General features: G+C 65.7%; 17 protein-coding genes and 2 pseudogenes. 13 read left to right on the top strand and 6 right to left on the bottom strand.

Features of this window, described 5'->3' with window-relative positions; translation table 11 throughout:
- Positions 1-94: 94 nt before the first annotated feature.
- Entirely contained in the window at positions 95-1,153 is a 1,059-nt protein-coding gene (locus tag DN412_RS01450; RefSeq protein ID WP_115012878.1) for a CDP-6-deoxy-delta-3,4-glucoseen reductase, read from the bottom strand.
- Between the two features lie 9 nt (positions 1,154-1,162).
- Here DN412_RS01450 and DN412_RS01445 point away from each other — a divergent pair, with 9 nt between their 5' ends.
- The 11 genes from DN412_RS01445 (at position 1,163) to hutG (ending at position 13,394) form a co-directional block, all read left to right on the top strand.
- A complete protein-coding gene (locus DN412_RS01445; protein WP_115012877.1) occupies positions 1,163-2,170 on the top strand; it encodes an NAD-dependent epimerase/dehydratase family protein in 1,008 nt (335 codons plus the stop codon).
- Between the two features lie 308 nt (positions 2,171-2,478).
- Positions 2,479-3,447: an ABC transporter substrate-binding protein gene (locus DN412_RS01440; RefSeq protein ID WP_115012876.1), complete on the top strand. Its 969-nt coding sequence runs from the start codon at positions 2,479-2,481 to the stop codon at positions 3,445-3,447.
- 27 nt (positions 3,448-3,474) lie between these two features.
- On the top strand, positions 3,475-4,344 hold the full coding sequence (locus tag DN412_RS01435; RefSeq protein ID WP_115012875.1) for an ABC transporter permease: 870 nt from the start codon (positions 3,475-3,477) through the stop codon (positions 4,342-4,344).
- On the top strand, positions 4,341-5,120 hold the full coding sequence (locus tag DN412_RS01430; protein ID WP_115012874.1) for an ABC transporter ATP-binding protein: 780 nt from the start codon (positions 4,341-4,343) through the stop codon (positions 5,118-5,120). The genes DN412_RS01435 and DN412_RS01430 overlap by 4 nt, the downstream gene beginning before the upstream one ends.
- Before the next feature lie 6 nt (positions 5,121-5,126).
- A complete protein-coding gene (gene hutC, locus DN412_RS01425) occupies positions 5,127-5,888 on the top strand; it encodes a histidine utilization repressor (RefSeq protein WP_115012873.1) in 762 nt (253 codons plus the stop codon).
- Positions 5,889-5,951: 63 nt separating this feature from the next.
- The gene (hutH, locus tag DN412_RS01420) at positions 5,952-7,538 is read left to right on the top strand and encodes a histidine ammonia-lyase (RefSeq protein ID WP_115012872.1); all 1,587 of its coding nucleotides are present in this window, start codon (positions 5,952-5,954) and stop codon (positions 7,536-7,538) included.
- Positions 7,539-7,589: 51 nt separating this feature from the next.
- Positions 7,590-9,290 carry a urocanate hydratase gene (gene hutU, locus DN412_RS01415; RefSeq protein WP_115012871.1) on the top strand — a complete coding sequence of 567 codons (1,701 nt, stop codon included), beginning with the start codon at positions 7,590-7,592 and terminating at the stop codon, positions 9,288-9,290.
- On the top strand, positions 9,287-9,886 hold the full coding sequence (locus DN412_RS01410; RefSeq protein ID WP_115012870.1) for a HutD/Ves family protein: 600 nt from the start codon (positions 9,287-9,289) through the stop codon (positions 9,884-9,886). Before hutU ends, DN412_RS01410 begins: the two co-directional genes overlap by 4 nt.
- Positions 9,883-11,145, top strand: coding sequence for an imidazolonepropionase (gene hutI / locus DN412_RS01405; RefSeq protein WP_115012869.1), 1,263 nt, complete (start codon positions 9,883-9,885; stop codon positions 11,143-11,145). Before DN412_RS01410 ends, hutI begins: the two co-directional genes overlap by 4 nt.
- Positions 11,142-12,548 carry a formimidoylglutamate deiminase gene (locus tag DN412_RS01400; protein ID WP_115012868.1) on the top strand — a complete coding sequence of 469 codons (1,407 nt, stop codon included), beginning with the start codon at positions 11,142-11,144 and terminating at the stop codon, positions 12,546-12,548. Before hutI ends, DN412_RS01400 begins: the two co-directional genes overlap by 4 nt.
- Positions 12,549-12,581: 33 nt before the next feature.
- Positions 12,582-13,394: an N-formylglutamate deformylase gene (gene hutG, locus DN412_RS01395; RefSeq protein ID WP_115012867.1), complete on the top strand. Its 813-nt coding sequence runs from the start codon at positions 12,582-12,584 to the stop codon at positions 13,392-13,394.
- Between the two features lie 1,018 nt (positions 13,395-14,412).
- Here the strand turns inward: hutG and DN412_RS01390 are convergent.
- The 4 genes and pseudogenes from DN412_RS01390 to DN412_RS01375 all read right to left on the bottom strand — a co-directional run bounded on the left by DN412_RS01390 (position 14,413) and on the right by DN412_RS01375 (position 20,550).
- Positions 14,413-16,037, bottom strand: a pseudogene (locus DN412_RS01390) (bifunctional aspartate transaminase/aspartate 4-decarboxylase).
- Positions 16,038-16,134: 97 nt separating this feature from the next.
- A pseudogene (gene aspT, locus DN412_RS01385) lies at positions 16,135-17,797 on the bottom strand (aspartate-alanine antiporter).
- 450 nt (positions 17,798-18,247) lie between these two features.
- Positions 18,248-19,336, bottom strand: a complete 1,089-nt coding sequence (locus tag DN412_RS01380) for a glycosyltransferase family 9 protein (RefSeq protein WP_115012866.1) — start codon at positions 19,334-19,336, stop codon at positions 18,248-18,250.
- Between the two features lie 311 nt (positions 19,337-19,647).
- The gene (locus DN412_RS01375) at positions 19,648-20,550 is read right to left on the bottom strand and encodes a LysR family transcriptional regulator (protein ID WP_167471059.1); all 903 of its coding nucleotides are present in this window, start codon (positions 20,548-20,550) and stop codon (positions 19,648-19,650) included.
- Between the two features lie 124 nt (positions 20,551-20,674).
- Here DN412_RS01375 and DN412_RS01370 point away from each other — a divergent pair, with 124 nt between their 5' ends.
- A complete protein-coding gene (locus DN412_RS01370; protein ID WP_115012864.1) occupies positions 20,675-22,114 on the top strand; it encodes an aldehyde dehydrogenase family protein in 1,440 nt (479 codons plus the stop codon).
- A gap of 755 nt (positions 22,115-22,869) precedes the next feature.
- Here the strand turns inward: DN412_RS01370 and DN412_RS01365 are convergent.
- Positions 22,870-23,064: a hypothetical protein gene (locus tag DN412_RS01365; RefSeq protein WP_133303012.1), complete on the bottom strand. Its 195-nt coding sequence runs from the start codon at positions 23,062-23,064 to the stop codon at positions 22,870-22,872.
- Positions 23,065-23,167: 103 nt separating this feature from the next.
- Between DN412_RS01365 and DN412_RS01360 the strand changes: the two genes are divergently transcribed.
- A complete protein-coding gene (locus DN412_RS01360; protein ID WP_115012862.1) occupies positions 23,168-24,373 on the top strand; it encodes an acyltransferase family protein in 1,206 nt (401 codons plus the stop codon).
- Positions 24,374-24,478: the final 105 nt, after the last annotated feature.

Genomic DNA, 24,478 nt, shown 5'->3' with positions numbered 1-24,478 from the left:
TGCGGGCAAATATAAGGCGCATGGGCCCGGGTGTCAAAACGAATTTTGGCGGGCCCGGGCATTGTTGCGCTGAAGGAACGGCTGTCCGGCGGCCTCAGGCCGCGGGAGCGGCCGGGTGCATGTCGGCCTCGGAGGTGAACGAGTCGGCGAAGAACGCGTCCTCGTGCAGCTTGCACTGGTGGGTGAAGTCGCCACGCGCGGCATTGATCATCACCGGCGCGCCGCAGGCGTAGACCTCGTGGCCCGACAAGTCGGGATGGTCGGCGATCACGGCCTGGTGGACAAAGCCGGTGCGGCCCTGCCAGTTGTCTTCCGGCAGCGCGTCGGAGATCACCGGCACGTACCGGAAGTCGGGCAGGTCGCGCGCCCATTGCTCGGCGAGCGCGTGCATGTACAGGTCCTTGGGCCGGCGGCCGCCCCAGTACAGTGTCATCGGGCGCGTGATGCCGGTGTAGGCGGCGTGCTCGACGATGGCCTTGATCGGGGCAAAGCCGGTGCCGGAAGCCAGCAGGATGATCGGGGCGTCCGATTCTTCGCGCAGGAAGAAGCTGCCCAGCGGGCCCTCGAAGCGCAGGATGTCACGCTCCTTCATGACCGGTTGGCCATCCCTGGCGCCGAAGACGTAATCGGTGAAGGCGCCGCCCGGCATATGGCGGATATGCAGCTCGATCGGGCCGTCTTCATGCGGCGGCGTGGCGATCGAATAGCTGCGGCGCTTGCCGTCGCGCAGCAGGAATTCCACGTACTGGCCGGCCAGGTACTGCATGCGCTCGGTCGCCGGCAGCTGCAGCTTGATGGCGATCACGTCGTCGGCCAGGCGCTCGAGCGAGGTGACGCGGCACGGCACCTTCTTGATCGGGATGTCGCCCGCGCCGTGGACTTCGCGGCATTCGATGGTGACGTCCGAGGCGGCGTTGGCGCAGCAGAACAGGGCGCGGCCCTCGGTCTTTTCCTGTGCGGTCAGGGCCGCCGCAGCGTGGTCGCCCTGCACGATGTCGCCTTCGAGCACGCGGCCCTTGCACGAGCCGCAGGCGCCGTTCTTGCAGCCGTAGGGCAGCCCGATGCTGTGGCGCAGGGCCGCGCCGAGGATGGTTTCGTCCGCGGCCACTTCAAACTTGTGGCCGCTGGGCATGACGGTTACTTGATAAGCCATAATCGGTCTATGAGCCAAATTCTGTCGAAGCTGCAGCCCTCGCGCCTTCCACAACCTCCGCGGCTGCCGGCACCTTCGCGCCGGCTGGGCCGCCCGCGCCTCCTGATTGTCGGCTGCGGGGATGTGGGGACGCGCTGCCTGCGAATCCTGTCGTCGCGCATGCGTGTCTTTGCCGTGACGTCGCAGCCGGCGCGCCGCGCCGAACTGCGCGCCGCCGGCGCGGTGCCGCTGGTGGCGGACCTGGACCGGCCGGCTACGCTGGCGCGGCTGCGCGGGCTGGCCACGCAGGTGCTGGACCTGGCGCCGCCGCCCGGGCAGGGCGAAGGCGATCCACGCACGCGTGCACTGCTCGCCGCATTGCGCCGGTCGGCCTGGCGCCGTGCCAGGACGTCCGCCAGCATGCTTCCCGGCGAGCCCGCCATTCTACCCGACCGTACCCCGCCCCGCGTTGCGTTTGTCTACGCCAGCACCTCCGGCGTCTATGGCGACCGGCAGGGCGCCCGGGTCTCGGAATTCCACGCGGTGCGGCCCCAGACCGCGCGCGCGCGCCGCCGCGTGGCCGCCGAGCAGGCGGTGCGCGCCTTTGGCCGCGATGCCGGCTGGCGCGCCAGCGTGGTGCGCATCCCCGGCATCTATGCCGAAGACCGCCTGCCGGTGGCCCGGCTCAAGCGCGGCACGCCGGCGCTGGTGCCGCAGGACGACGTCTATACCAGCCATATCCACGCCGACGACCTGGCGCGCACAATGATCGCGGCGCTGTTCCGCGGCCGCCCGCAGCGCGTGGTCCATGCCAGCGACGACACGGAGTTGCGCATGGCCGACTATTTCGACCTGGTCGCCGACCGACGCGGCCTGCCGCGCCCACCGCGGATCACGCGCGGCGAAGCGCGTGAAGTGATCGACAAGACGCTACTGAGCTTTATGAGCGAATCGCGCCGCCTCGACAACCGCCGCCTGAAGCGCGAGCTGCGCCTGCGGCTGCGCTATCCCACCGTCACCTCCTTCTTCGACGCCTGACCGCCTTGCCGGTGCGCCCTGTGCGGCTGGCACGGGGCTTGCTATCTCTGCGCGTCGTTTTGATCCTGTCTATACAGCATCGCTTCCGGAGCGCTGACATGGTGCTGGCACCCTGATCCGTGAACCGGGGTGGTGCAAGGCCTGTTAAGGAATTCCCGCCGGAAAGCGATTTTTAAGGCATCTATCTGCCTGATAGCTTGGTGGAAGCCCTACGTTGACTTGTATATACAGGCATTGTTTAATGCCCGAAAACGAGCGCGGCCGCACGCATGGCCAGCCGTCGACGGACACACCAAAGGAGCGCACAGATGAAGGTTCACAGCAGGATTCGCGGTCGGATGGCAATGCAGGCTGCGATGCTGGTCGCGGCACTCGGAGCCGGTGCGGCGCACGCCCAGGCGACCCAGGTCACGCTGGGCATGAGCGGCTGGACCGGTTTCGCGCCGCTGACGCTGGCCGACAAGGCCGGCATCTTCAAGAAGCACGGCGTTGATGTGGACATCAAGATGATCCCGCAGAAGGATCGCCACCTGGCGCTGGCCTCGGGCGCGATCCAGTGCGCGGCCACCACGGTGGAAACGCACGTGGCCTGGAACGCCAACGGCGTGCCCATCACCCAGATCGTGCAGCTCGACAAGTCCTACGGGGCCGACGGCCTGGCCGTGCGCGCCGATGTGAAGAGCTTTGCCGACCTGAAGGGCAAGACCATCGGCGTCGATGCGCCGGGCACCGCGCCTTACTTCGGCCTGGCCTGGATGCTGAAGAAGAACGGCATGTCGCTCAAGGACGTCAAGACCACCACGCTGTCGCCGCAGGCGGCCGCGCAGGCCTTCGTGGCGGGTCAGAACGACGGCGCCATGACCTATGAGCCGTACCTGTCGACGGTGCGCCAGAACCCGGACAAGGGCAAGATCCTGGCGACCACGCTGGATTACCCGATGGTGACCGACACGCTAGGCTGCGCGCCCAAGTGGCTCAAGGACAACCCCAAGGCCGCGCAGGCGCTGGTCGACAGCTACTTCGAGGCCCTGGAGATGATCCAGAAAGAGCCGGCCAAGGCCAACGACATCATGGGCGCCGCGGTCAAGCAGACCGGCGAGCAGTTCGCCAAGTCCTCCGCCTACCTGCGCTGGCAGGACCGCGAGGCCAACCGCAAGTTCTTTGGCGGCGAACTCGCCAGCTTCAGCAAGGAAGCGGCGGGGGTGCTGCTGGATATCGGCGTGATCCGCCAGGTGCCGGACGTGACGGCGCTGTATGACGCGCGTTTCCTCAAGTAACCGACAGTCTTCTGGAGGCGTGACGTCATGACGCAAGCCCGACTTGGAACACCCGCCCCGGCCGCCGCTGTGGCGGCCCCTGCCGCAGCGGCAGCGCTGGTGCGCCGGCGCCACCCGTGGCTGGCCCCGCTGGTGCCGGTGGCACCCAACACCCGTTGGCTGCTGGGCCTGTCCTTCTTCGTGCTGTTCTTCGGCATCTGGGCGGTGGTGACGCTGGGCGGCTTCGTGCCGCGCACGTTCCTGGCCGACCCGATGACGATGGCGAAGGAGGGTGTGCTGCTGTTCACCGAGTACAACTTCATCGGCGACATCGGCATGACCGTGTGGCGCGTGCTCGGCGGCTTCGTGCTGGCCGCGTTGCTCGCGGTGCCGCTGGGCATCTTCATGGGCGCCTACAAGGCGGCCGAGGCGTTCTTCGAGCCCTTCGTGTCGTTCTGCCGCTACCTGCCCGCGTCGGCCTTCATCCCGCTGCTGATCCTGTGGGCCGGCATCGGCGAGACGCAGAAGCTGCTGGTGATCTTTATCGGCTCGTTCTTCCAGATCGTGCTGATGGTGGCCGTGGCCGTCGGCGGCGCGCGCAAGGACCTGGTGGAGGCGGCCTACACGCTGGGCGCCAACAGCGCCGGTATCGTGCGGCGCGTGCTGATCCCGGGCGCGGCCCCGGAGATCGCCGAGATCCTGCGGCTGGTGCTGGGCTGGGCCTGGACCTACGTGATCGTGGCCGAGCTGATCGGCTCGTCGTCGGGCATCGGGCACATGATCACCGACAGCCAGGCGCTGCTCAATACCGGGCAGATCATCTTCGGCATCATCGTGATCGGCTGCATCGGCCTGGTCTCGGACCTAGTCTTCAAGCGCGCCAACCAGCGCCTGTTCCCGTGGAGTTCGATCCAATGAGCGCACTGTCCATCCAGCAGGTCTCGCGCACCTTCTCCAACCCGCGCGGCGGCCAGACCCTGGCGCTGCAGCCGGTCGACTTCGAGGTCGGCGACAACGACTTCGTCACCATCCTCGGGCCCTCGGGCTGCGGCAAATCCACGCTGCTGCGCATCGTGGCCGGACTGGACACTCCCACCAGCGGCCGCGTGCTGCTGGACGGTCAGCCGGTGTTCGCCCCCGGCGCGGACCGCGGCATGGTGTTCCAGTCGTACACGTTGTTCCCGTGGCTGACGATCGAGCAGAACGTGCGCTTCGGCCTGCGCGAGCGCGGCATGAGCGCGGCCGAGCAGAAGGAGCGCAGCGACTTTTTCATCCAGCGCGTGGGTCTGCGCGGCTTCGAGCACCATTACCCGAAGCAGCTGTCGGGCGGCATGCAGCAGCGCACCGCGATTGCGCGCGCGCTGGCCAACGATCCCAAGATCCTGCTGCTCGACGAGCCCTTCGGCGCGCTCGACAACCAGACCCGCGTGCTGATGCAGGAGTTGCTGCTGGGCATATGGGAGGCCTCGCGCAAGACGGTATTATTCGTGACCCACGATATCGACGAGGCCATCTTCATGGCCAACCGGGTGGCGGTGTTCTCCGCCAGGCCGGGTCGGATCAAGAGCGAGATCGCGGTGGATTTTCCGCATCCGCGCCATTACACGATCAAGACTACTCCGGAGTTCTCCGCGCTCAAGGCGCGGCTGACCGAGGAAATCCGCGCCGAGGCCATGGCCGCGGCCGAGCACTAAGACCTTATGAACCACGCCGCCGGCACTTCACCTTCCGCTTCTGCCTCTCCCACCGCGCTCTACCAGCAGGTGAAGGAGTACATCGCCCGCCAGATCCAGAGCGGCGCGTGGCAGCCGGGCGACCGGGTGCCGTCGGAGCAGGAACTGGTGAACCGCTTCAGCGTCTCGCGCATGACCGTCAACCGGGCGCTGCGCGAGCTGCAGGAACAGGGCCGGGTGGTGCGCGTGGCCGGGGTGGGTACCTTTGTGGCCGAGCACAAGCCGCAATCGACGCTGCTCTCCGTGGTCAACCTGCAGGACGAGATCCGCATGCGCGGGCATGACTATGCCTGCGACGTGATCCTGGTGGAGCGCGTCTCGGCATCGATCGAGGTGGCCGCCGCGCTGGAACTGCGCACCGGTGAATCGGTGTTCCACTCGGTGTGCGTGCATCGCGAGGACGGCGTGCCGGTGCAGCTTGAGGACCGCTACGTCAACCCGCGCGTGGCGCCGGACTTCATCAGCCAGGATTTCAGCGAGACCCAGCCCGGCGAGTACCTGCTGCGCCACGTGCCCTACGATCAGGTGGAGCATGTGGTGGATGCCATCGCCGCCACGCCGGAGCAAGCCGCGCAGCTGGAAATGCCGCCCACGCAACCTTGCCTGATGCTGACGCGCCGAACCTGGACCAACGGCGTGCCGGTGACTTTTGTGCGTTGCCTGCATCCGGGCAACAGATATCGCCTCGGCAGCCGCTTCCGCGCCGAGGGCAACCCCGCTTTCGGCTGATTCCACAAGACTCAGCCCAACGGTTCAATTTTTACTCTAAGCTGTATAGACAGGAACATACAAATGACTGCGAGCGTACAAGCCAGCCAACAAGACCAAGCTTCCCGCCCCGTGCTGACCTTGCAGCCGGGCCAAGTCACCCTGGCCGACCTGCGCCGCGTCTACCGCGGCGAGGTGCGCCTGGCCATGGCCGAATCGGCCTGGGCCGGCGTGCGTGCCGCGCAGGCCACGGTGCAGGACATCATCGACGCCGACGCCGTGGTCTACGGCATCAACACCGGCTTCGGCAAGCTGGCGCAAAGCCGCATTCCGCACGACAAGCTGGCGCAACTGCAGCGCAACCTGGTGCTGTCGCACAGCGTGGGTACGGGCCCGGACCTGGCGGCCGACACCGTGCGCCTGATCCTGGCCACCAAGGCGGTGAGCCTGGCGCGCGGCCATTCCGGCGTGCGCCCGGAACTGATCGAGGCGCTGCTGGCGCTGGCCAACCACGGCGTCACGCCGTGCATCCCGGCCAAGGGTTCGGTCGGTGCCTCGGGCGACTTGGCGCCGCTGGCGCATATGTCGTGCACGCTGATCGGCGTGGGCGACGTGCTGATCGACGGCAAGCGCCTGCCGGCCGCCGAAGGCCTGGCCCATGCTGGCCTGAAGCCGTTCGAGCTTGGCCCGAAGGAAGGCCTGGCGCTGCTCAACGGCACGCAGGTGTCGACCGCGCTGGCGCTGGCCGGCCTGTTCGGCGCCGAAGACGCTTTTGCCGCCGGGCTGGTGGCGGGCGCGCTGTCGCTGGAAGCCATCAAGGGTTCGGTCAAGCCGTTCGATGCCCGCATTCATGCGGCCCGCGGCCAGGCCGGCCAGATTGCCGTGGCCGGCGCCGTGCGCGCCATGCTGGACGGCAGCGAGATCGTCGATTCGCACAAGGCCTGCGGCCGCGTGCAGGACCCGTACTCGATCCGCTGCCAGCCGCAGGTAATGGGCGCGTGCCTGGACAACCTGCAGCACGCCGCGCGCATCCTGCAGATCGAGGCCAATGCCGCCTCGGACAACCCGCTGGTCTTCTCCGAGCAGGGCGATGTAGTGTCCGGCGGCAACTTCCACGCCGAGCCGGTGGCCTTCGCCGCCGATATCATCGCGCTGGCGATCGCCGAGATTGGCGCCATTTCCGAACGCCGCCTCGCGCTGCTGCTCGATACCGGCCTGTCTGGCCTGCCGCCGTTCCTGGTGCGCGAGGGCGGCCTGAACTCGGGCTTCATGATCGCGCAGGTGACCGCGGCCGCGCTGGCCTCGGAGAACAAGTCGCTGGCGCATCCGTCCAGCGTCGACAGCCTGCCGACCTCGGCCAACCAGGAAGACCATGTGTCGATGGCCACCTACGGCGCGCGCCGCCTGGGCGACATGGCCGCCAACACGGCGGTGGTGGTCGGCATCGAGGCCATGGCCGCGGCCCAGGGCATCGAGTTTCACCGCCCGCTGAAGTCGTCGCCGCTGGTGGAGCAGGAACTGGCCCGCATCCGCGCGCGCGTGGCCTTTGTCGAAGAGGACCGCTACCTGGCGCCGGATATCGAGGCGATGAAGCAATGGGTGGTGCAGGGCGATGCCGGGGCGGGCTGGCCCGACGCCGTGCGCGCGATCCTGCCGACCAACCTGTCGTAACGCGCCCCGCACCGACACTGCCAGACCCGATCCGCAGCCGGAGAACAAGACATGAACGCCAACGAAAACCAATTCATCCAGCGCGGCCAGCGCGAGATCCGCGCGCCGCGCGGCAGCCAGCTGCATTGCAAGAACTGGCTGATCGAAGCCGCCTACCGCATGATCCAGAACAACCTCGACCCGGACGTGGCCGAGCGCCCGCAAGACCTGGTTGTGTACGGCGGCATCGGCAAGGCCGCGCGCAACTGGGAATGCTTCGACGCCATCCTCGACAGCCTGCGACGCCTCGGTGAAGACGAGTCGCTGCTGGTGCAGTCGGGCAAGCCGGTGGGCGTGTTCCGCACCCATGCCGATGCGCCGCGCGTGCTGATCGCCAATTCCAACCTGGTGCCGCACTGGGCCAACTGGGACAAGTTCAACGAGCTGGACCGCGCCGGGCTGATGATGTACGGCCAGATGACGGCGGGCTCGTGGATCTATATCGGCACGCAGGGCATCGTGCAGGGCACCTACGAGACCTTTGTCGAAGCCGGCCGCCAGCACTACAACGGCGACCTGTCGGGCAAGTGGATCCTGACCGCGGGCCTGGGCGGCATGGGCGGCGCGCAGCCGCTGGCGGGCGTGCTGGCCGGTGCCTGCGTGCTGGCGATCGAATGCCAGGAATCGCGCATCGATTTCCGCCTGCGCACGCGCTATGTCGACAAGAAGGCCACCACGCTGGATGAGGCGCTGGCGATGATCGCCGAGGCCACGCAGAAGAAGGAAGCGATCTCGGTCGGCCTGCTCGGCAATGCCGCCGAAATCCTGCCGGAGCTGGTCAAGCGCGCGCAGGCCGGCGGCATGCGCCCGGACATCGTCACCGACCAGACCTCGGCGCACGACCTGGTCAACGGCTATCTGCCAGCCGGCTGGACCGTCGAGCAATGGGACGCGGCGCGTACGAATGATCCCAAGTCGGTCGAGGCCGCCGCGCGTCCGTCCATCGTCAGGCACGTGCAGGCCATGCTCGATTTCCAGAAGATGGGCGTGCCGACGGTCGACTACGGCAACAATATCCGCCAGGTCGCGTTCGACGAGGGCGTGAAGAACGCTTTCGATTTCCCCGGCTTCGTGCCGGCCTATATCCGCCCGCTGTTCTGCCGCGGCAAGGGCCCGTTCCGCTGGGTCGCGCTGTCGGGCGATCCCGAGGATATCTACAAGACCGATGCCAAGATGAAGGAGCTGTTCCCGGAGGACAAGCACCTGCACCGCTGGCTCGACATGGCGCACGACCGCATCGCCTTCCAGGGCCTGCCGGCGCGCATCTGCTGGGTGGGCCTGGATGAGCGCCACCGCGCCGGCCTGGCCTTCAACGAGATGGTCAAGTCCGGCGAGCTCAAGGCGCCGGTGGTGATCGGCCGCGATCACCTGGATTGTGGCTCGGTCGCGTCGCCCAACCGCGAGACCGAAGCCATGCGCGACGGCTCGGATGCGGTGTCGGACTGGCCGCTGCTCAACGCACTGCTGAACACCGCGGGCGGTGCCACCTGGGTCAGCCTGCACCATGGCGGGGGCGTGGGCATGGGCTTCTCGCAGCATGCCGGCGTGGTGATCGTGTGCGATGGCACCGATGCGGCGGCAAAGCGCATCGAACGCGTGCTGTGGAACGATCCGGCCACCGGCGTGATGCGCCATGCAGATGCGGGCTATGACATCGCCATCGAATGCGCGCATGAGAAGGGCCTGAACCTGCCGATGGTGAAGGGCGTATGAGCCAGTCGCTACCAAGACGCTTCGCGCTGGCCGACATCGCACCCACGCGCTGGAAGAACGGCGGCGGCAACACGCGCGAGATCGCGGTGTGGCCGCCGGCCGCCGGCATGGATGATTTCATCTGGCGCCTGAGCGTGGCCGATATCGAACGCGACGGCCCGTTCTCGGCGTTCCCGGGCATCGACCGCCAGATCGTGCTGCTCGAAGGCGCCGGCGTGACGTTGCGCGCGGACGATGCCAGCTTCCGCCATCGCCTGGATCGCATCGGCGAGCCGTTCGCCTTCTCCGGCGATACCGGCCTGCAGTCAACGCTGCTCGGCGGCGCCACGCGCGACTTCAACGTGATGACGCGGCGCGGCCACTGCCGCGCGCGTGTCGAAGCCTTCCGGCAGGGGTTTGCATTCGACACCGGCGGCCGTACTGTCTGCCTGCTGGCCGTCAGCGGAGCATGGCGGGCGCACGACGCCGGCCTGGTGCTGCAAGCGGGCGAAGGGGCGCTGTACGGCGCCGCCGACGCCGCCACGCCTTCGTTTGAACCTGTGGGCGACGCGGCCCTGTGCCTGTGCGTCACCCTTGAGACGGAGCCCGGTCAATGACGCTGTCCCCTCGATCCTCAACCTTGTCCGCGCTCAGCGCGGACGGCGTCTGGCACAACTGCCACCTGCTGCCCGATGGCGATCCCGCACGGGCAATCCGCGATGCCGCGCTGGTGGTCGAGCAAGGTCGCATCGCCTGGCTCGGCGCCGCCGCGGACCTGCCGGATGCCTGGCGTGGCGCACCGCGCCATGACGCCAACGGTGCCTGGATCACGCCGGGCCTGGTCGATTGCCATACGCACCTGGTCTACGGCGGCCAGCGCGCCGACGAGTTTGCGATGCGGCTGGCCGGCGCCGGCTATGAAGAGATTGCGCGCGCCGGCGGCGGCATCGTCTCGACCGTGCGCGCCACGCGTGCCGCCGACGAAGACACGCTGTTTGCGCAGGCCGCGGCGCGCCTGCGGCCGCTGCTGGCCGAGGGCGTCACCGCCATCGAAATCAAGTCTGGCTACGGGCTGAACCTTGAAGCCGAGCGCAAGCAACTGCGCGTGGCGCGCCGGCTGGGCGAGCACTTCGGGATCTCGGTCCACACGACCTTCCTGGGTGCGCACGCGTTGCCGCCGGAATACGCGGGCCGTGCCGACGACTATATCGACCTGGTCTGCAACGCCATGCTGCCGGCGCTGGCCGAGGAAGGACTGGTCGATGCCGTCGATGCCTTCTGCGAATCGATCGGTTTTTCGATTGCACAGACCGAGCGCGTATTCGAGGCCGCGGCGCGCCGCGGCCTGCGCGTCAAGCTGCATGCCGAGCAACTGAGCAACCTCGGTGGCGCGGCACTGGCAGCGCGCCACCGCGCCTTGTCCGCCGACCACCTCGAGCACCTCGACGAGGCCGGTGTCGCGGCGATGGCAGAGGCCGGTACGGTGGCGGTGCTGCTGCCCGGTGCCTACTACTTCCTGCGCGACACCAACCTCCCGCCGATCGCGCTGCTGCGCCAGTACGGCGTGCCGATGGCGATCTCGACCGATCACAACCCGGGCACTTCGCCGGTGACTTCGCTGCTGTTGATGATGAATATGGCCTGCACCCTGTTCCGGCTGACGGTGCCGGAAGCGCTGGCTGGCGTGACCGTGAACGCCGCGCGTGCGCTCGGCGCGGCGGATCGCCATGGGTTGCTGGAAGTGGGGCGCGTTGCGGACTTCGCGCTCTGGCGCATCGATTCGCCTGCCGAGCTGGCGTATTGGTTCGGCCGCAACCCGGTGGCGACGGTGGTGCGCCAGGGGCGTGTGTATGCGCACGAAGGAGCCTCGGCATGAGCGACACGCAACTCTTCGCACCCTTTGCGCTGCTGCCGACCGGCTGGGCACGCGATGTACTGCTGGCCTGGGATGAGCAGGGCCGCTTCACCACCGTGCAGACCGGTGCCGCACCGGAGGCTGGCGTGCCGTGCGCGGTCGGCCCGGTGCTGCCCGGCATGCCCAACCTGCATTCGCACGCATTCCAGCGCGGCTTTGCCGGGCTGACCGAATTCCGCAGCAGCCCGCAGGGCGACGACCCGGCCGGCGCCGATTCATTCTGGAGCTGGCGCACGCTGATGTACCGCTTCGCGCAGCGGCTCTCGCCCGACACGCTGGAGGCCATCGCCACCCAGCTCTATATCGAGATGCTGCGCGCGGGCTACACCAGCGTGTGCGAGTTCCACTACGTGCATCACGATGCCGGCGGCAAGCCTTATGCCGATGCCGCCGAGATGTCGCTGCGGCTGCTGCGCGCGGCGCAGCGTACCGGCATCGGCATGACGCTGCTGCCGGTCCTGTACCAGACCGCGGGCTTTGGCGGCAAGCCGCCTCTCGCTGAGCAGCGCCGTTTCCTGCATGACACCGACGCGATGCTGAAGCTGCTGGAACGGCTTGGCCCTGCGTGCGTGCTGTCCGGCGCGCGGCTGGGGCTGGCACCGCATTCGCTGCGCGCGGTGCCGGAGGAAAGCCTGGCGCACGCACTGGCGGGGCTGCAGGCGATCGACCCGCAGGCGCCCATCCACATCCACATCGCCGAGCAGCAGAAAGAGGTCGACGACTGCATCGCCTGGTCGGGCACGCGCCCGGTGACCTGGCTGTTCGACCATGTGCAGGTCGACGCGCGCTGGTGCCTTGTGCATGCCACCCATATGGACTGGGACGAGCGCCGGCGCCTGGCGCACAGCGGCGCGGTGGCCGGCATCTGCCCGACTACCGAGGCTAACCTGGGCGATGGCGTGTTCGAGGCCGCGCCCTACCTGGCGCAGCATGGCGCATGGGGCATCGGCTCCGACAGCCATGCCAGCGTCAGCGTGGCGGAAGAGCTGCGCCTGTTCGAATACGGGCAGCGGCTGGGGCTGCAGCGGCGCAACGTGCTGGCGTCCGACACGCATGCGCAGGTGGCCGACCGCTTGTACCTGGAAGCCGTGGCCGGTGGCGCGCGCGCCTCGGGCCGCGCGGTGGCCGGACTGGCGGTGGGGCAGCAGGCCGACTTCGTCGTGCTGGACGGCGCGCATCCGACGCTGGCGGGCCTTGACGGGCCGCAGGCGCTGGCCACCCATGTGTTCGCCTGCCACGGTCATGAGACACTAGCGGATGTCCGCACGGCCGGCCGCAGCCGCGTGCAGCATGGCGCGCATCCGCTGCAGGCTGATACGGGGCGCCTGTTCATCGCGGCGCGCGCCAGCCTGCTGGCCGACTGAAACCGGGCGCACGCCCACTGCATCGCAAAGACCATGTCCTTCTCCACCGATACCCCCGCCTTCACCCTGCATCGCGGCACGCGCCCGTTGCTGGTATCGATGCCGCACGTCGGCACGCACCTGCCGGCTTCGGTCTCGCAGCGCCTGACCGCCGAAGCGCGCACGGTGCCCGACACCGACTGGCACCTGGAACGCCTCTACAACTTCGCCCGCGAACTGGGCGCATCGGTGCTGGTGGCCACGCACTCGCGCTATGTGGTCGACCTGAACCGCCCGCCCGACAACGCCAACCTGTATCCCGGCCAGGACACCACCGGCTTGTGCCCGGTCGATACCTTCGACAAGACCCCGCTGTATGCCGACGGCAATGGCCCCGACGATGCGGAAATCGCCGTGCGCCGCGACGCGATCTGGCGCCCGTACCACGAGGCGCTGGCCGCGGAACTGGCCCGCCTGAAGGCGGAGCACGGCACGGTTGCGCTGTGGGATGCGCATTCGATCCGCTCGGTGCTGCCGCGCTTTTTTGAAGGCAGGCTGCCGGACTTCAACCTCGGCACGGCCAATGGCGACAGCTGCGATGCCACGCTGGCCAGCCAGCTGCTGGAGCAGGCCAGTGCGGTAGCCGGCCATACCGCGGTGCTCAACGGGCGCTTCAAGGGTGGGTATATCACCCGGCAATATGGCAAGCCGGCAGACGGCGTGCATGCGGTGCAGCTGGAGTTGTCGCAGTGCGCGTATATGAGCGAGGTGTATCCGTTTGCGTATGATGAGGCGCTGGCGACGGCGTTGCAGCCGGCGCTGCGGGGGATGCTGGCGACTGTGTTGGAGTTTGTTGAGTCCTGTTGAGGGATGTTGGGGGTTTGTTTTGGGCTTGTCCCTGCGCGGTTGGTTGGCGTGCTTGGCGGGTGTGGGCTGTTTCGCCGGCGTAGCCGGCGGGGCTGCTTGCTCGTAGGCTTGGTTATGTCGGTCGGGTTCGATGTTGTCGTAGGATTAACCGCCTGGTTCCGCCCTGCTGGGCGGGTCACTTTTTGTCCGAGCGACAAAAAGTAACCAAAAAGCGCGTCGCCTCTGGCGGCTGGCCATCAATTTGGTGGTGGGGGTGGTTCGGGCGGCGGTGCTTGCCGTTTGGCGTGGTTGGCCGTTCGGGCCTGCTACGCACCCTGTCTGTGCCCACATCAACGGACTATTGGACGAACCCGACTTTAGGCGGTTGGCAGCCTGCTAAGCACCGCGTCGGTGGGACGCCTTCGGCTGCGCTTCGCGCCGGCCCTAACGTGGCAGAGCTGCGGACCACGTCCTGATTTGCGCCTTTGGCCCGGCATCACGACAGCGCCATGCGAGCGCAGCGACGCACTCCGTGCCCGAGCACCCGACCTACGATACTGAGTGCGCGCAGCGCAGCCGTAGGCGTCCTACCGATGACCTGGTTAGCAGGCTGCCAATAGCCTAAAGTCGGGTTCGTCCAATAGTCCGTCGACGCAGGCACCGGACAGGGTGCGTAGCAGGCTCGAACCACCTACCCCATCGAACGGAAATCACCGCCGCTCGAACCACCCACGCCGAGGAATGGATGGCCAGCCGCCAGAGGCGACGCGTTTTTTGGTCACTTTTTGTCGCTCGGACAAAAAGTGACCCGCCCAGCAGGGCGGAACCAGGCGCTTAAACCTACGACAACATCGACCCCGACCTACATAACCAAGCCACCGAGCAAGCAGCCCCGCCGGCTAAAGCCGGCGAAACAGCCCACCCCCGCCAAGCACACCAACCAACCACGTAACGACGACCAAAACCTACCTCAAATCCACCCCAACGAACAAAAAAAAAGCCCAGCGCAATGCCAGGCCCAGGCCACGCCAGCGAAGGCTTATTTCTTCAAGACATTCTTGTCGGCCTTGCTCCCCGTCGCCGCGTTGTACTTCTCGACATAGGCCTCGAACAACTTGCGGATCGAGCGCCCGATCTTGGCGTAGTCGGCTTCGTTCAGGTTGGCCAGCGACACCCGCCCTGACGGATGGCGCGTGCCGAAGCCGCGGCCCGGCAGCAGCACCACGCCCGCCTCATCGGCCAGCTGGAACAGCAGCTCGTTCGGCTCGACCGAGTTCAGCACCCATTTGACGAAGTCCGGCCCGATCGCCTTGCCGCCCAGCTGCTCGATATCGAGCAGCGTGTAGTAGTCGACGGCATTCGGGTCGTCGCTTTCGGGCGCAATGCCGATCTCGCGGTACAGCGCGGCCTTGCGGCCGCGGATCAGCCGCTTCATCGCGTTCTTGTAGTTGTCCGGCGTATCCATCAGCGAGAACAGCGAGAACAGCACCATCTGCACCTACTGCGGCGTGGACAGGCCGGCCGTGTGGTTCAGCGCCACAGTGCGGCTGTCGGCCACCAGACGGTCGATGAACTTGAGCTTCTCCGGCTCGGTGGTGATCGAGCTGTAGCGCTTGTTCAGTTGCTGGCGCTGTGCGTCCGGCAGCTTGCCGATCTGCAGGTCGAAGATATTGTCGCGGTGCGTGGCGATCACGCCCAGGCGCCAGCCGGTCGCGCCGAAGTACTTGGAGAACGAATACACCAGGATGGTGTTCTTCGGGCACATCGCGAACAGCGAGACGAAGTTGTCGGCAAAGGTGCCGTAGACGTCGTCGGTCAGGATGATCAGGTCCGGGCGCTCCTTGACGATCGAGGCCAGGTACTCCAGGCTTTCTTCGCTCATGCGCACCGACGGCGGGTTGCTCGGGTTGACCAGGAAGAAGGCCTTGACCTTGGGGTCGCGCAGCTTGTCGAGTTCCTTCTTCGAATACTGCCAGCGCGACTCGGGATCGGCATTGACCGACAATTCCACCAGCTGGTAGTCGTTCAGCTCCGGGATCTCGATATACGGCGTGAAGATTGGCATGCCCAGCGCGATGGTGTCGCCGGCCTTGAGCAGGTGGTTCTCGCGGATGGTGTTGAACAGGTAGGTCATCGCCGCGGTGCCGCCTTCGACCGCGAACAGATCGAACTCGCCGATGAACGGATGGTTGCCGATCATCTCCTTGCGGATGTACTGGCCGACGACAATCTCCGACAGCTTGAGCATGCGGTCGGGCACCGGGTAGTTGCAGGCCAGGATGCCTTCGCACATTTCATAGAGGAAGTCGCCCGCGCTCAACCCGAGCTGGTCGCGCACGTATGACACCGCGCCGGCCAGGAACTTCACGCCCGGGGTATCGGCGAACTCGCGCGCAAACTGGTTGAAGCGCTCCTCGATGCCTTCGCGGCGCGGGAAGCCGCCCACGCCCTCGGGCATGTACGAGAACGAACGCTCGGATTCGCGCATCGCGACAGGCCCAGCTGCCAGAAGCCGTGGCGCGGCACGGTGGCGAGGAAGTTGGGGTTGCCGCGGCCGGCGTTCAGCATCAGGCGTTCCGCGTCGCTTCTGGCCAGCTTGATCAGTTCATCCTTCAGCTCGAAGGGGGAGAGGCTGGACAGCTTGGAGATATCGAACTTGCTCATGGCTTGCTCCTGTGTTGACGCTTGTCGGTTGGGCCGGCGGGCCAGGTTGGGAGAGGGAAGGCCCGCGCAGCAGGAGAGATGGCGAGAAAGACGCGCGCTAGACGAGACCCACTACCAGCGGCCCCAGCAGCGTCAGCAGCACGTTGGCCAGCGCATAGGTGATGGCGAACGGCACCGCCGGCACCGGGCTTTCGGCCTTGTCGAGAATGCCGCCGAAGGCTGGGTTGGCGCTGCGCGAGCCCGACAGCGCGCCGGCCAGCACGGCGGCGTTGTCGTACTTCAGCACGTAGCGGCCAAACAGCATCGTCAGGAACAGCGGCAGCAGCGTCACCACCGCGCCCAGCAGGAAGATGGTCAGGCCGCTCTGGCGCAGCGTGGTCACGGCCTGCAGGCCGGAGTTGATGCCGACGATGGCCACGAACGCGGCCAGGCCGAAGTCCTTGAGCTTGGCAGGCCGCGGTCGGCATCGCGCCGAACATCTTGTGCTTGGACCGGGCCCAGCCGAACACCAGGCCCGACAGCAGCGCGCCGCCGCCGGCACCGAGCGTCAGGGGAATCGAGCCGACGCGCCATACCAGCAGGCCGATCAGCAGGCCCACCAGCACACCGGCGCCAAAGTAGACGAAGTCCGTCTTCTCGCTGGGCACCAGCTCATAGCCTGCGGTCTCGGCGGCACGCGTGGTATCGGCGGGGGTGCCGTAGAGCGTGATGATGTCGCCGTGCTGCAGCTTGAGATCCGGCAGCAGCGGCAGCGGATGGTCGTAGCGCTCGATGTGCTCGATATACACGCCATGGCGCATGTCGCGGCCCACGGTCTCGACGATCTCGGCCACCGTCTTGTTGTTCATGCCCTTGGCGGTGAACACCACCTTGCGCGACTGCATCACCAGGCCCATGCCCTTCGCATTGGCCACTTCCTCGCCGATCTGCGCCGCGGTCGGCACCATGGCATCGCGCCGGCCCACCAGCAGCACCAGGTCTTGCCTGACTTCCAGCTGCTTGCCGGCACGCAGCACCTGTTCCACGGTGACCAGGTCTTCGCCGCCGATCTCGATCTGCGACACGGTCTTGCCGACCGCGCCCGTGACGCGGAAGATCCGGCCCACCAGGCGCGGCAGCGCACCGCGCTGGCCCGGGCCGAATTGCGGCAGGCCACCGCTGAGCTGGGCTTCCATCGTCTTGGCGTCGGTCTTCAGGTCCGACTTCATGAGGCGCGGCAGGATGTTCACGCACACGATGATCGCGCCCAGTGAACCGAACACATAGGTCACCGCATAGCCGATGGCCACATTGGCCTGCATCGTCTTGACCTGGTCGGGCGGCAGGCCCAGCTTGGTGATGGCGTCGCCCGCCGTGCCGATGATGGCCGACTGCGTCATGCCGCCGGCGGCCAGGCCGGCTGCCAGGCCCTTGTCGAGGTGGAACAGCTTGGCCAGCACCACCACCGTGACCAGGCCGCACACCGCCATGAACACCGACATGGCGATCTCGCGCAGCGAGCTGCGGTTCAGCGAGTTGAAGAACTGCGGGCCGCTTTCATAGCCCACGGCGTAGATGAAGACCGCGAACATCACGGCCTTGACGCCGTTGTCGATCTCGACGCCGACCTGGCTGATCAGCACCGCGGCGAGCAGCGAGCCAGCCACGCCACCCAGCTGGAAGCGCCCGAACGTGATCTTGCCGATGGCGTAGCCGACTGACAGCGCGAAGAAGAGCGCCGATTCGGGCGACTTCTGGAAAATCTCATGCAACCATTCCATCGAAGGCTCCTGAAGCGAGTGATGCGGGTTGGGTGAGTCGTTGCATCGGTTTGCGTGGGTGGTGGGAATTCGGCACAGGACCAGGCGGCGCAGGACTAACGGTGGGTGGCGTGCAGGGTGGAGGGCATTTCCATGGCGCGGCGGCGTGTCCTTGGTAAGAAGGTGATCACGGCGATCACGGCAATCACGGTGGCGCCGCGGGACGCGCGTGCAGGGCGCGACCGCATCGACCGTGCGAATGCAGCGTGAGGCATTATCACTGCCGCTTTTTGGCCAGCGTATTGAAAGCTTTTGTCGGCGAATTAAACGCAGTCAACATTGCGCGCGCAGGGCTGCGCGGATCTGAGACTGGTGGGGTGAGCGGTGCTGATGCGGAGGAGGTGGAAGCGGGCGGAAGGGGGATGCCGCCTCACCCGATCGGGTTGGGCGGCAGTGACGAAAGCGCTGCAGTCAGCGCCCGCCGGCGAGGGGCGCTTCGATATGCCGGGCGCACTCCGGCGATCCCGGGTGCGAGTCCGGCAGCCCTCGCGCCGCCGCTGCGGTGCCCGCCAGGCCCGGAACCATCTCGTACGCAGCACCGACGACCTGGTCCACCTGCACGTCGTCGATATCGGTCCCGACCAGGGGATTCGCGATGCGAATGCGCTCGCTGTCGCCCGCGGGCCCGGTCACATGCCAGAGCGTGGGCCCGAAAATGGCGACAACCGGCGTACCGAATGCCGCCGCGACATGGGTAGGCCCGGTATCTGTGCCGATCAGAAGCGCGGCCTCGGCGATCAGCGTCATCATCTCCGGCAGCGGGGTTTTTCCGCAGAGATTGCTGGCATTCGGGAATTTGTCGGCAATCTTCGCCATATGCTCGGCTTCGGCCGGCGTGCCGATCAGGACCGGCTTATGCCACGGGAAAAACCGCGCCCAGCCTTCCAGCAATTCGATCCATTTATCCACCGGCCAGAGGCGCGTGTTCTTTCTATTGTGGTAGAACGAGCTGTTCCCGGTATGCAGGCAGATATAGGGCTGGTCGAGGCCATAACGCGCCCGGATATCGATTGCCGGCTTCCGCAACGAAGGCATGGCGCGGTGTGCGATCGCTTCGGGCACGCAATACGCCAACAGGCGCTGGATGACCTTGGTTCGGTGTGTTTCAGGCGGATCCACCTCATGGCGCACCTTGTAGACCTTGACCTTGTGGGCAGCGGGAAACAGCCAGCCCAGGCTGGGGAAGAAGTCTGACCGGTTAATGGTCAGGTCCAGGATCAGGTGGTAGGGGTAGCGAACCAGCGCGCGCGCCAGGATCAGCCATTTGTGCGGATTGACCAGCAGCGGCAGCCGGGGGCCGCCCCGCAAGATCAGGACGCGCGAAACCCGGGGGTCGTGCTTGAACAGGGCGTCGGATCGATGCTTGACCAGCAGATCGATTTCCATGTGCTCACCGTACGCTTCGCGCAAGGCGTCGATCGATGCGCTGGCCCACACCACATCACCAAGCCCACCCGTGCACATGATCAATGCGCGGGGGCGGGTCTTGCCGGTGGTCAACGGTCTTTTCAAATGCAATGGCCGCTCCAGAGTTCAGGGGGGTCGGGGGGACGTGTGGTGTCGGACAGCCTGTTGCCCGATGGGTTCCGGCAGGATTCTTACTCGGACCCGGCACCATCTGCTGGCCGGTCTATGAGATTGCCTGCCTGGCCGCCCGTCACGATCATGGGTCCCGCCGGAGCGTATTGTATTTCAGTGTCTGAGCGGGATCGCAGCCGGTTGTAAGTTCTTGCCGGAAATGTGCCCCAAGACGCGCAGCGTCTGATAAAGGCCGGCGCTGCATCGGATCGAATGAGCACAGCAAGCCTACCTCAGCGGGTTGCCAAGCTCAGTTCATGAACCAGATCAATGAGTGCCCGCAGCCGCGCCGGCACGAACCGATGGCCGGAGTAATAAAGCCTCAAGCCGCCAAACGATGGGCACCACGGCACCAGCACAGGTGTCAACGCGCCGGACTTCAACTCATCCTGGATAAACCATTCGGTGATGAAGCCGATGCCCAGCCCGAGCAGCACGGCTTGCTTGATGGCGGGAAGCTCATTGAGGGCCATGCGCATGGGTAGATCCATCTGCAGCTTCTGGCCGCCTTTCTCCAGCTCCCAGCGGTAGATGCCCCCGTGTGACATGCGCATGCCGATGCTCTGGTGCTTGAGCAAATCACGCGGATGCCTGGGTGTGCCGTGGCGTTTGAGGTACTCGGGCGTTGCTACCACGAGCATGCGGATGTCGCGCGAGAGCGGCACGGCAATCATGTCCTGCGGCACGGATTCGGCGAGGCGAATGCCTGCATCAAAGCCCTCGGCGACGACGTCGATCATGCGCGATTCGCTCACGATATCGATGCGCACCTCGGGGTAGCGCTGCGCGTACTGGTTAAGGAGCGGCTCCAGCAGCAGGAAGGCTACGCCCTGTGGTGCGTTGATGCGCAGGGTGCCGCTGGGCACATCGATGCCGGTGCCGGCTTCTTCGCCGGCGCTTTTGATTTCGGCCAGCGCGGGGGCGATGCGCTCCACATAGCGCTGGCCGGCATCCGTGAGCGCTACGCTGCGTGTCGAGCGGTTGAAGATGCGCACCTTCAGGCGCGCCTCCAGCCCGGCCACGGCGCTGCTCACGGCCGTGGTGGACATGCTCAACTCCTGCGCCGCGCCACGAAAACTGCTGCGGCGCGCGACGGCCAGAACCACCTCCAGCTCGGTCATTCCTGTCCTGTGCATGGATTGTCCTGAAATTACGGATACATCATCATCAATAAACTCGCTTATCAGAACAATAAACCATTCCTAGACTTCGCTCCATCCCGGCTTGAAATCATGTGAGCCGCTTTGAAAAGGAGCAGTCATGCAGCAACGTATTGAGCACATCTATATCAACGGCGAATTCGCCGTGCCGCACGGCCAGGAATGGTTCGCCCTGCACAACCCCAGCACCGAGGAAATCATCGGCCAGGTACGGCTGGGCGACGCGCAGGACGCGCTGCGCGCCATTGCGGCGGCCAAAGCCGCGTTCCCGGCCTGGTCACGCACCTCGCGCGAGGAGCGCATCGCGGCGCTGCAGCGCATGCACCGGGCCGTGGCGGCGCGCGAAGAAGAGTTGATGGAGGCCATCCTTACGGAATACGGCGCGCCTTCGGTGCGCGGGCGCTGGATGGCGACGTATCCCGCCGCTGTCATTGCCCAGGCCATCGACACGCTGCAGTCCTTTGCGTTTGAAGAGCAGGCAGGGAGTGCACGCGTCATCCTGACGCCCATCGGCGTGGCGGGCCTGATCACGCCCTGGAACAGCAATGCCGGCTTCATCTGCAACAAGCTTGCCACCGCGCTGGCGGCGGGCTGCACTGCCGTCATCAAGCCCAGCGAGATGAGCGCCATGCAAACGCAGGTGATTGCCCGCGCACTGCATGAAGCAGGGCTGCCGCCGGGCGTGTTCAACATCGTCAACGGCCGGGGCGAAGTCGTGGGCGAGGAAATCGCGCGGCATCCCGATATCGCCAAGATCTCATTCACCGGATCTTCCGCCGTGGGCCAGCATCTGGTGAGCGCGGGCGCAGCCACCATGAAGCGCGTGACGCTGGAGCTCGGCGGCAAGTCGCCAACCGTGGTGCTTGACGATGCGGACTTCGCCGCCATCATGCCCCTGGCGCTGCAGGCCGGCTTCGTCAACAGCGGCCAGGCCTGCATCGCCGGCACGCGCATCCTCGTGCCGCGCCTGCGGCTCGCGGAGTTCGAGCAGGTCGCCAGGCAGGCGGTTGCACAGTTCAAGGTTGGCGACCCGCGCTATGTCGAGACCGCCATCGGCCCGATGGTGAGCGCCAGGCAGTGGGAGCGCGTGCAGCACTACATCCGCATCGGCATCGATGAGGGCGCGCAGGTGCTGGCGGGTGGACAGGGACGGCCCGAGGGACTGCAGGCGGGCTGGTTCGTCAAACCGACGATCTTCACCAACGCTACCAACCAGATGCGCATAGCGCGCGAGGAAATCTTCGGCCCGGTGCTGACCCTCATTCCCTATGAGAATGACGCCGACGCTATCGCCCTTGCCAATGACACGCACTATGGCCTGAGTGCCCTGGTGCTCGGCAACGACCCGGAACGCTGCGAACGCGTGGCGCGCCAGATCGACGCAGGCCGCGTGCTCGTCAATACGCTGGCCAACGAGCCGCGCGCGCCATTTGGCGGTTTCAAGCATTCAGGGCTTGGGCGCGAGATGGGCAAGTGGGGGATGAGCGCGTACCTGGAGCCCAAGACTTTGCTGATGGCGGCGGGGCTGTCGGGGCATTGATTCCATCCACAGGCGCATCGCCTATGTGGCAGAGCGCCAATGCCGTTCAGTTAGCGACTGTCGTTCCCGCGCTGGCGGGAACCCAGTGACGTTCAAAAGACGCTGGACCCGCCTGCGCGGGAATGACGGTGGGGCTTGGGACCTTAACTGTACGGCATTACCCCGTAGACCCTGATTCTACGGGGGGCTGGAATGCATTGGGGGTACCTGGTGCCGGGGTCGGACTGAAACAGTTGTCGGAAAGCCACGCCAGATAATGGTTTGGCTTTTCTTGATCAGGAATGTACCCCCGGATGTACCCCCAGAGATACCCCGCTGCACCACTTAGGCCGCACGCCCAAACAAGAGCACCTCGCCGGGACTCGCGCGCCAGCCGGCGAGGTGCAGAGTGCGGGATCGAGGAAACGGATTGCCCGCACGGCATCAGTGTGCGATGGGAATTGATCAGGTTCTGTGCGCCACTGAACAGAGCGGCACGGATGCGACGCCCAGAAAAAAGCCCTTGTGCCAGGTAGGACAAGGGCTCTGCGTTTCTCTTTGGACCGGAACCAAGTCCGTGCGACCAGGTTGAGTTATCACAGCTGTACGGCTGTACACAAGGCAGCGCAGGCATCGTCACGGCCATCGCGTCAGAGGGCAATGGTTGTCTGGCCAAGGCAGGGTAGCGCAGGCGCGACAGGGCCAGAGCTTGCCGGAGGCTCGCTGGAATCGGTGCTGCAGAGGGAGATCCCTCGCGCGCGATGCGTGCGGATTGCCTACCAGAACTTAGAGGCGCGATCATGCCCAAGCAACCGCGCCATCTGCCCGAACAGCGCGGCGTCCTTGGCTTCCTCGATCCGCTCCAGTTCGTCTAGCAGGCGCTCGCGGGTCCGCAGTAGGGGGCAGAGAAGCCAAATCCGCCCGCCGCCGTAGTTGCTGGGCGTGCTGAGGGCCCTAATGCGCTGCTCCACGCCCTCGCCGTCAATCCGATATAAAACCGCGATGCAGGGTATCGGGCTCAAGCGGCAGTCAGGCAGGGCAATGGCATAATTCCGCTTTCTCGCGACTGATCAAATGGACCTCTTCTCGATCTGGCCTAGCATCGTAATCATCACTTTTTGTCTGGTCTTGGTTTGGCCAAAGCAGTTGTGGAGATTTCTTGATGATCCCCCGGCAAAACAAGGCCTGCGCTACGTGACGGTGGACGGCTTGCGAGGATTCCTTGCGCTGGCGGTGGTGCTGCATCATTGCGTCATCAGCTACGGCTTCCATCAAACGGGGGAATGGAAACTCCCCCCGTCTCCCTTTTACGCGATCCTTGGCCAGGCCGGCGTGTCAGTGTTCTTCATGATCACGGCTTTTCTCTTCTGGGGACGTCTTCTTGACGAAGGGAAGCGGGTAGACTGGTTCGCTCTCTATTGCAACCGCTTGTTCCGCATCGCACCCCTGTACTGGGTTGTGATCGCATTGATGCTTCTGATGGTGGCCATCAAGACAGACTTCAGCATGGCTGTTCCGCTCGCTGATCTGCTAAGTCAGGTCTTTCAGTGGCTGTTGCTGGCCATCATGAAGGCGCCGCCGGCGGTGAATGGCTACGCGCACACCAATACGATTACAGCCGGCGTTACCTGGACCCTCTACTACGAGTGGATGTTCTACTTCTCCCTTCCGTTGCTGGGCATCGCTTCCGCCAAGCGCTCACCACTTGGATTCTTGCCAGTCTGCATCTGGGTCATCTTCGTCCTGCCAGATACTCTCACTAACCCCTACGCGCGCTACTTCGTGGCAATGTTTGCCATTGGCATGGCCGCTGCCAGCATTGTTCGGCGATCCCCGGAGATAATTGGTGACAGCGCGCTGAAATCGATGGTAGCAGTAGCCTTGCTTGCTTATCCGCTTCTGAATAGGGACACGGCCTACGAATGGACGTCCATCGCATCCCTAGGAGCGTTCTTCTTTCTCGTCAGCAGTGGCGCCTCCCTATTCGGGCTTCTAACGTCCAGAAGCGCTATCAGGCTGGGCATCATGAGCTACGGTATTTACCTCCTGCAGGGGCTTGTAATTACCGTATTTCTTTCACCGCACGTCCTTGGTGCATTTGCAAGGAAGGGGCCGGCTCAATTCTGGCTGACTGGCCTGGCCATTGCACTTGCACTTGTGTGTATTGCAGCAGTGTCATATCACTTCATCGAGAGGCCGTGCATCCGCATCGGGAAGAGGGTAGGGAGGGAGCGACGGCGGGTAGACATCGGCGACGAGACAAGTGGGGTACTGTCTTAACGTAGAGCCGCTTCTTACTGCGCTACTCATAGGGTGACAATGGTCGCCAGCGATCATGCAGGGAGCAAATACCCAGAACGTTGACTGCGTGCGCAGGTTGCTGGC

Origin of the sequence: Cupriavidus lacunae (genome assembly GCF_003353055.1) — a bacterium.
Lineage (GTDB): Bacteria > Pseudomonadota > Gammaproteobacteria > Burkholderiales > Burkholderiaceae > Cupriavidus > Cupriavidus lacunae.
The sequence above is the reverse complement of the archived record's forward strand: the minus strand, read 5'-3'. Positions and strand labels throughout refer to the sequence as shown.

Coding starts and splice junctions, on each gene's coding strand:
- DN412_RS01450 (WP_115012878.1), bottom strand. CDS start 1,153: ATGGCTTATCAAGTAACCGTCATGCCCAGCGGCCACAAGTTTGAAGTG.
- DN412_RS01445 (WP_115012877.1), top strand. CDS start 1,163: ATGAGCCAAATTCTGTCGAAGCTGCAGCCCTCGCGCCTTCCACAACCT.
- DN412_RS01440 (WP_115012876.1), top strand. CDS start 2,479: ATGAAGGTTCACAGCAGGATTCGCGGTCGGATGGCAATGCAGGCTGCG.
- DN412_RS01435 (WP_115012875.1), top strand. CDS start 3,475: ATGACGCAAGCCCGACTTGGAACACCCGCCCCGGCCGCCGCTGTGGCG.
- DN412_RS01430 (WP_115012874.1), top strand. CDS start 4,341: ATGAGCGCACTGTCCATCCAGCAGGTCTCGCGCACCTTCTCCAACCCG.
- hutC (WP_115012873.1), top strand. CDS start 5,127: ATGAACCACGCCGCCGGCACTTCACCTTCCGCTTCTGCCTCTCCCACC.
- hutH (WP_115012872.1), top strand. CDS start 5,952: ATGACTGCGAGCGTACAAGCCAGCCAACAAGACCAAGCTTCCCGCCCC.
- hutU (WP_115012871.1), top strand. CDS start 7,590: ATGAACGCCAACGAAAACCAATTCATCCAGCGCGGCCAGCGCGAGATC.
- DN412_RS01410 (WP_115012870.1), top strand. CDS start 9,287: ATGAGCCAGTCGCTACCAAGACGCTTCGCGCTGGCCGACATCGCACCC.
- hutI (WP_115012869.1), top strand. CDS start 9,883: ATGACGCTGTCCCCTCGATCCTCAACCTTGTCCGCGCTCAGCGCGGAC.
- DN412_RS01400 (WP_115012868.1), top strand. CDS start 11,142: ATGAGCGACACGCAACTCTTCGCACCCTTTGCGCTGCTGCCGACCGGC.
- hutG (WP_115012867.1), top strand. CDS start 12,582: ATGTCCTTCTCCACCGATACCCCCGCCTTCACCCTGCATCGCGGCACG.
- DN412_RS01375 (WP_167471059.1), bottom strand. CDS start 20,550: ATGCACAGGACAGGAATGACCGAGCTGGAGGTGGTTCTGGCCGTCGCG.
- DN412_RS01370 (WP_115012864.1), top strand. CDS start 20,675: ATGCAGCAACGTATTGAGCACATCTATATCAACGGCGAATTCGCCGTG.
- DN412_RS01360 (WP_115012862.1), top strand. CDS start 23,168: ATGGACCTCTTCTCGATCTGGCCTAGCATCGTAATCATCACTTTTTGT.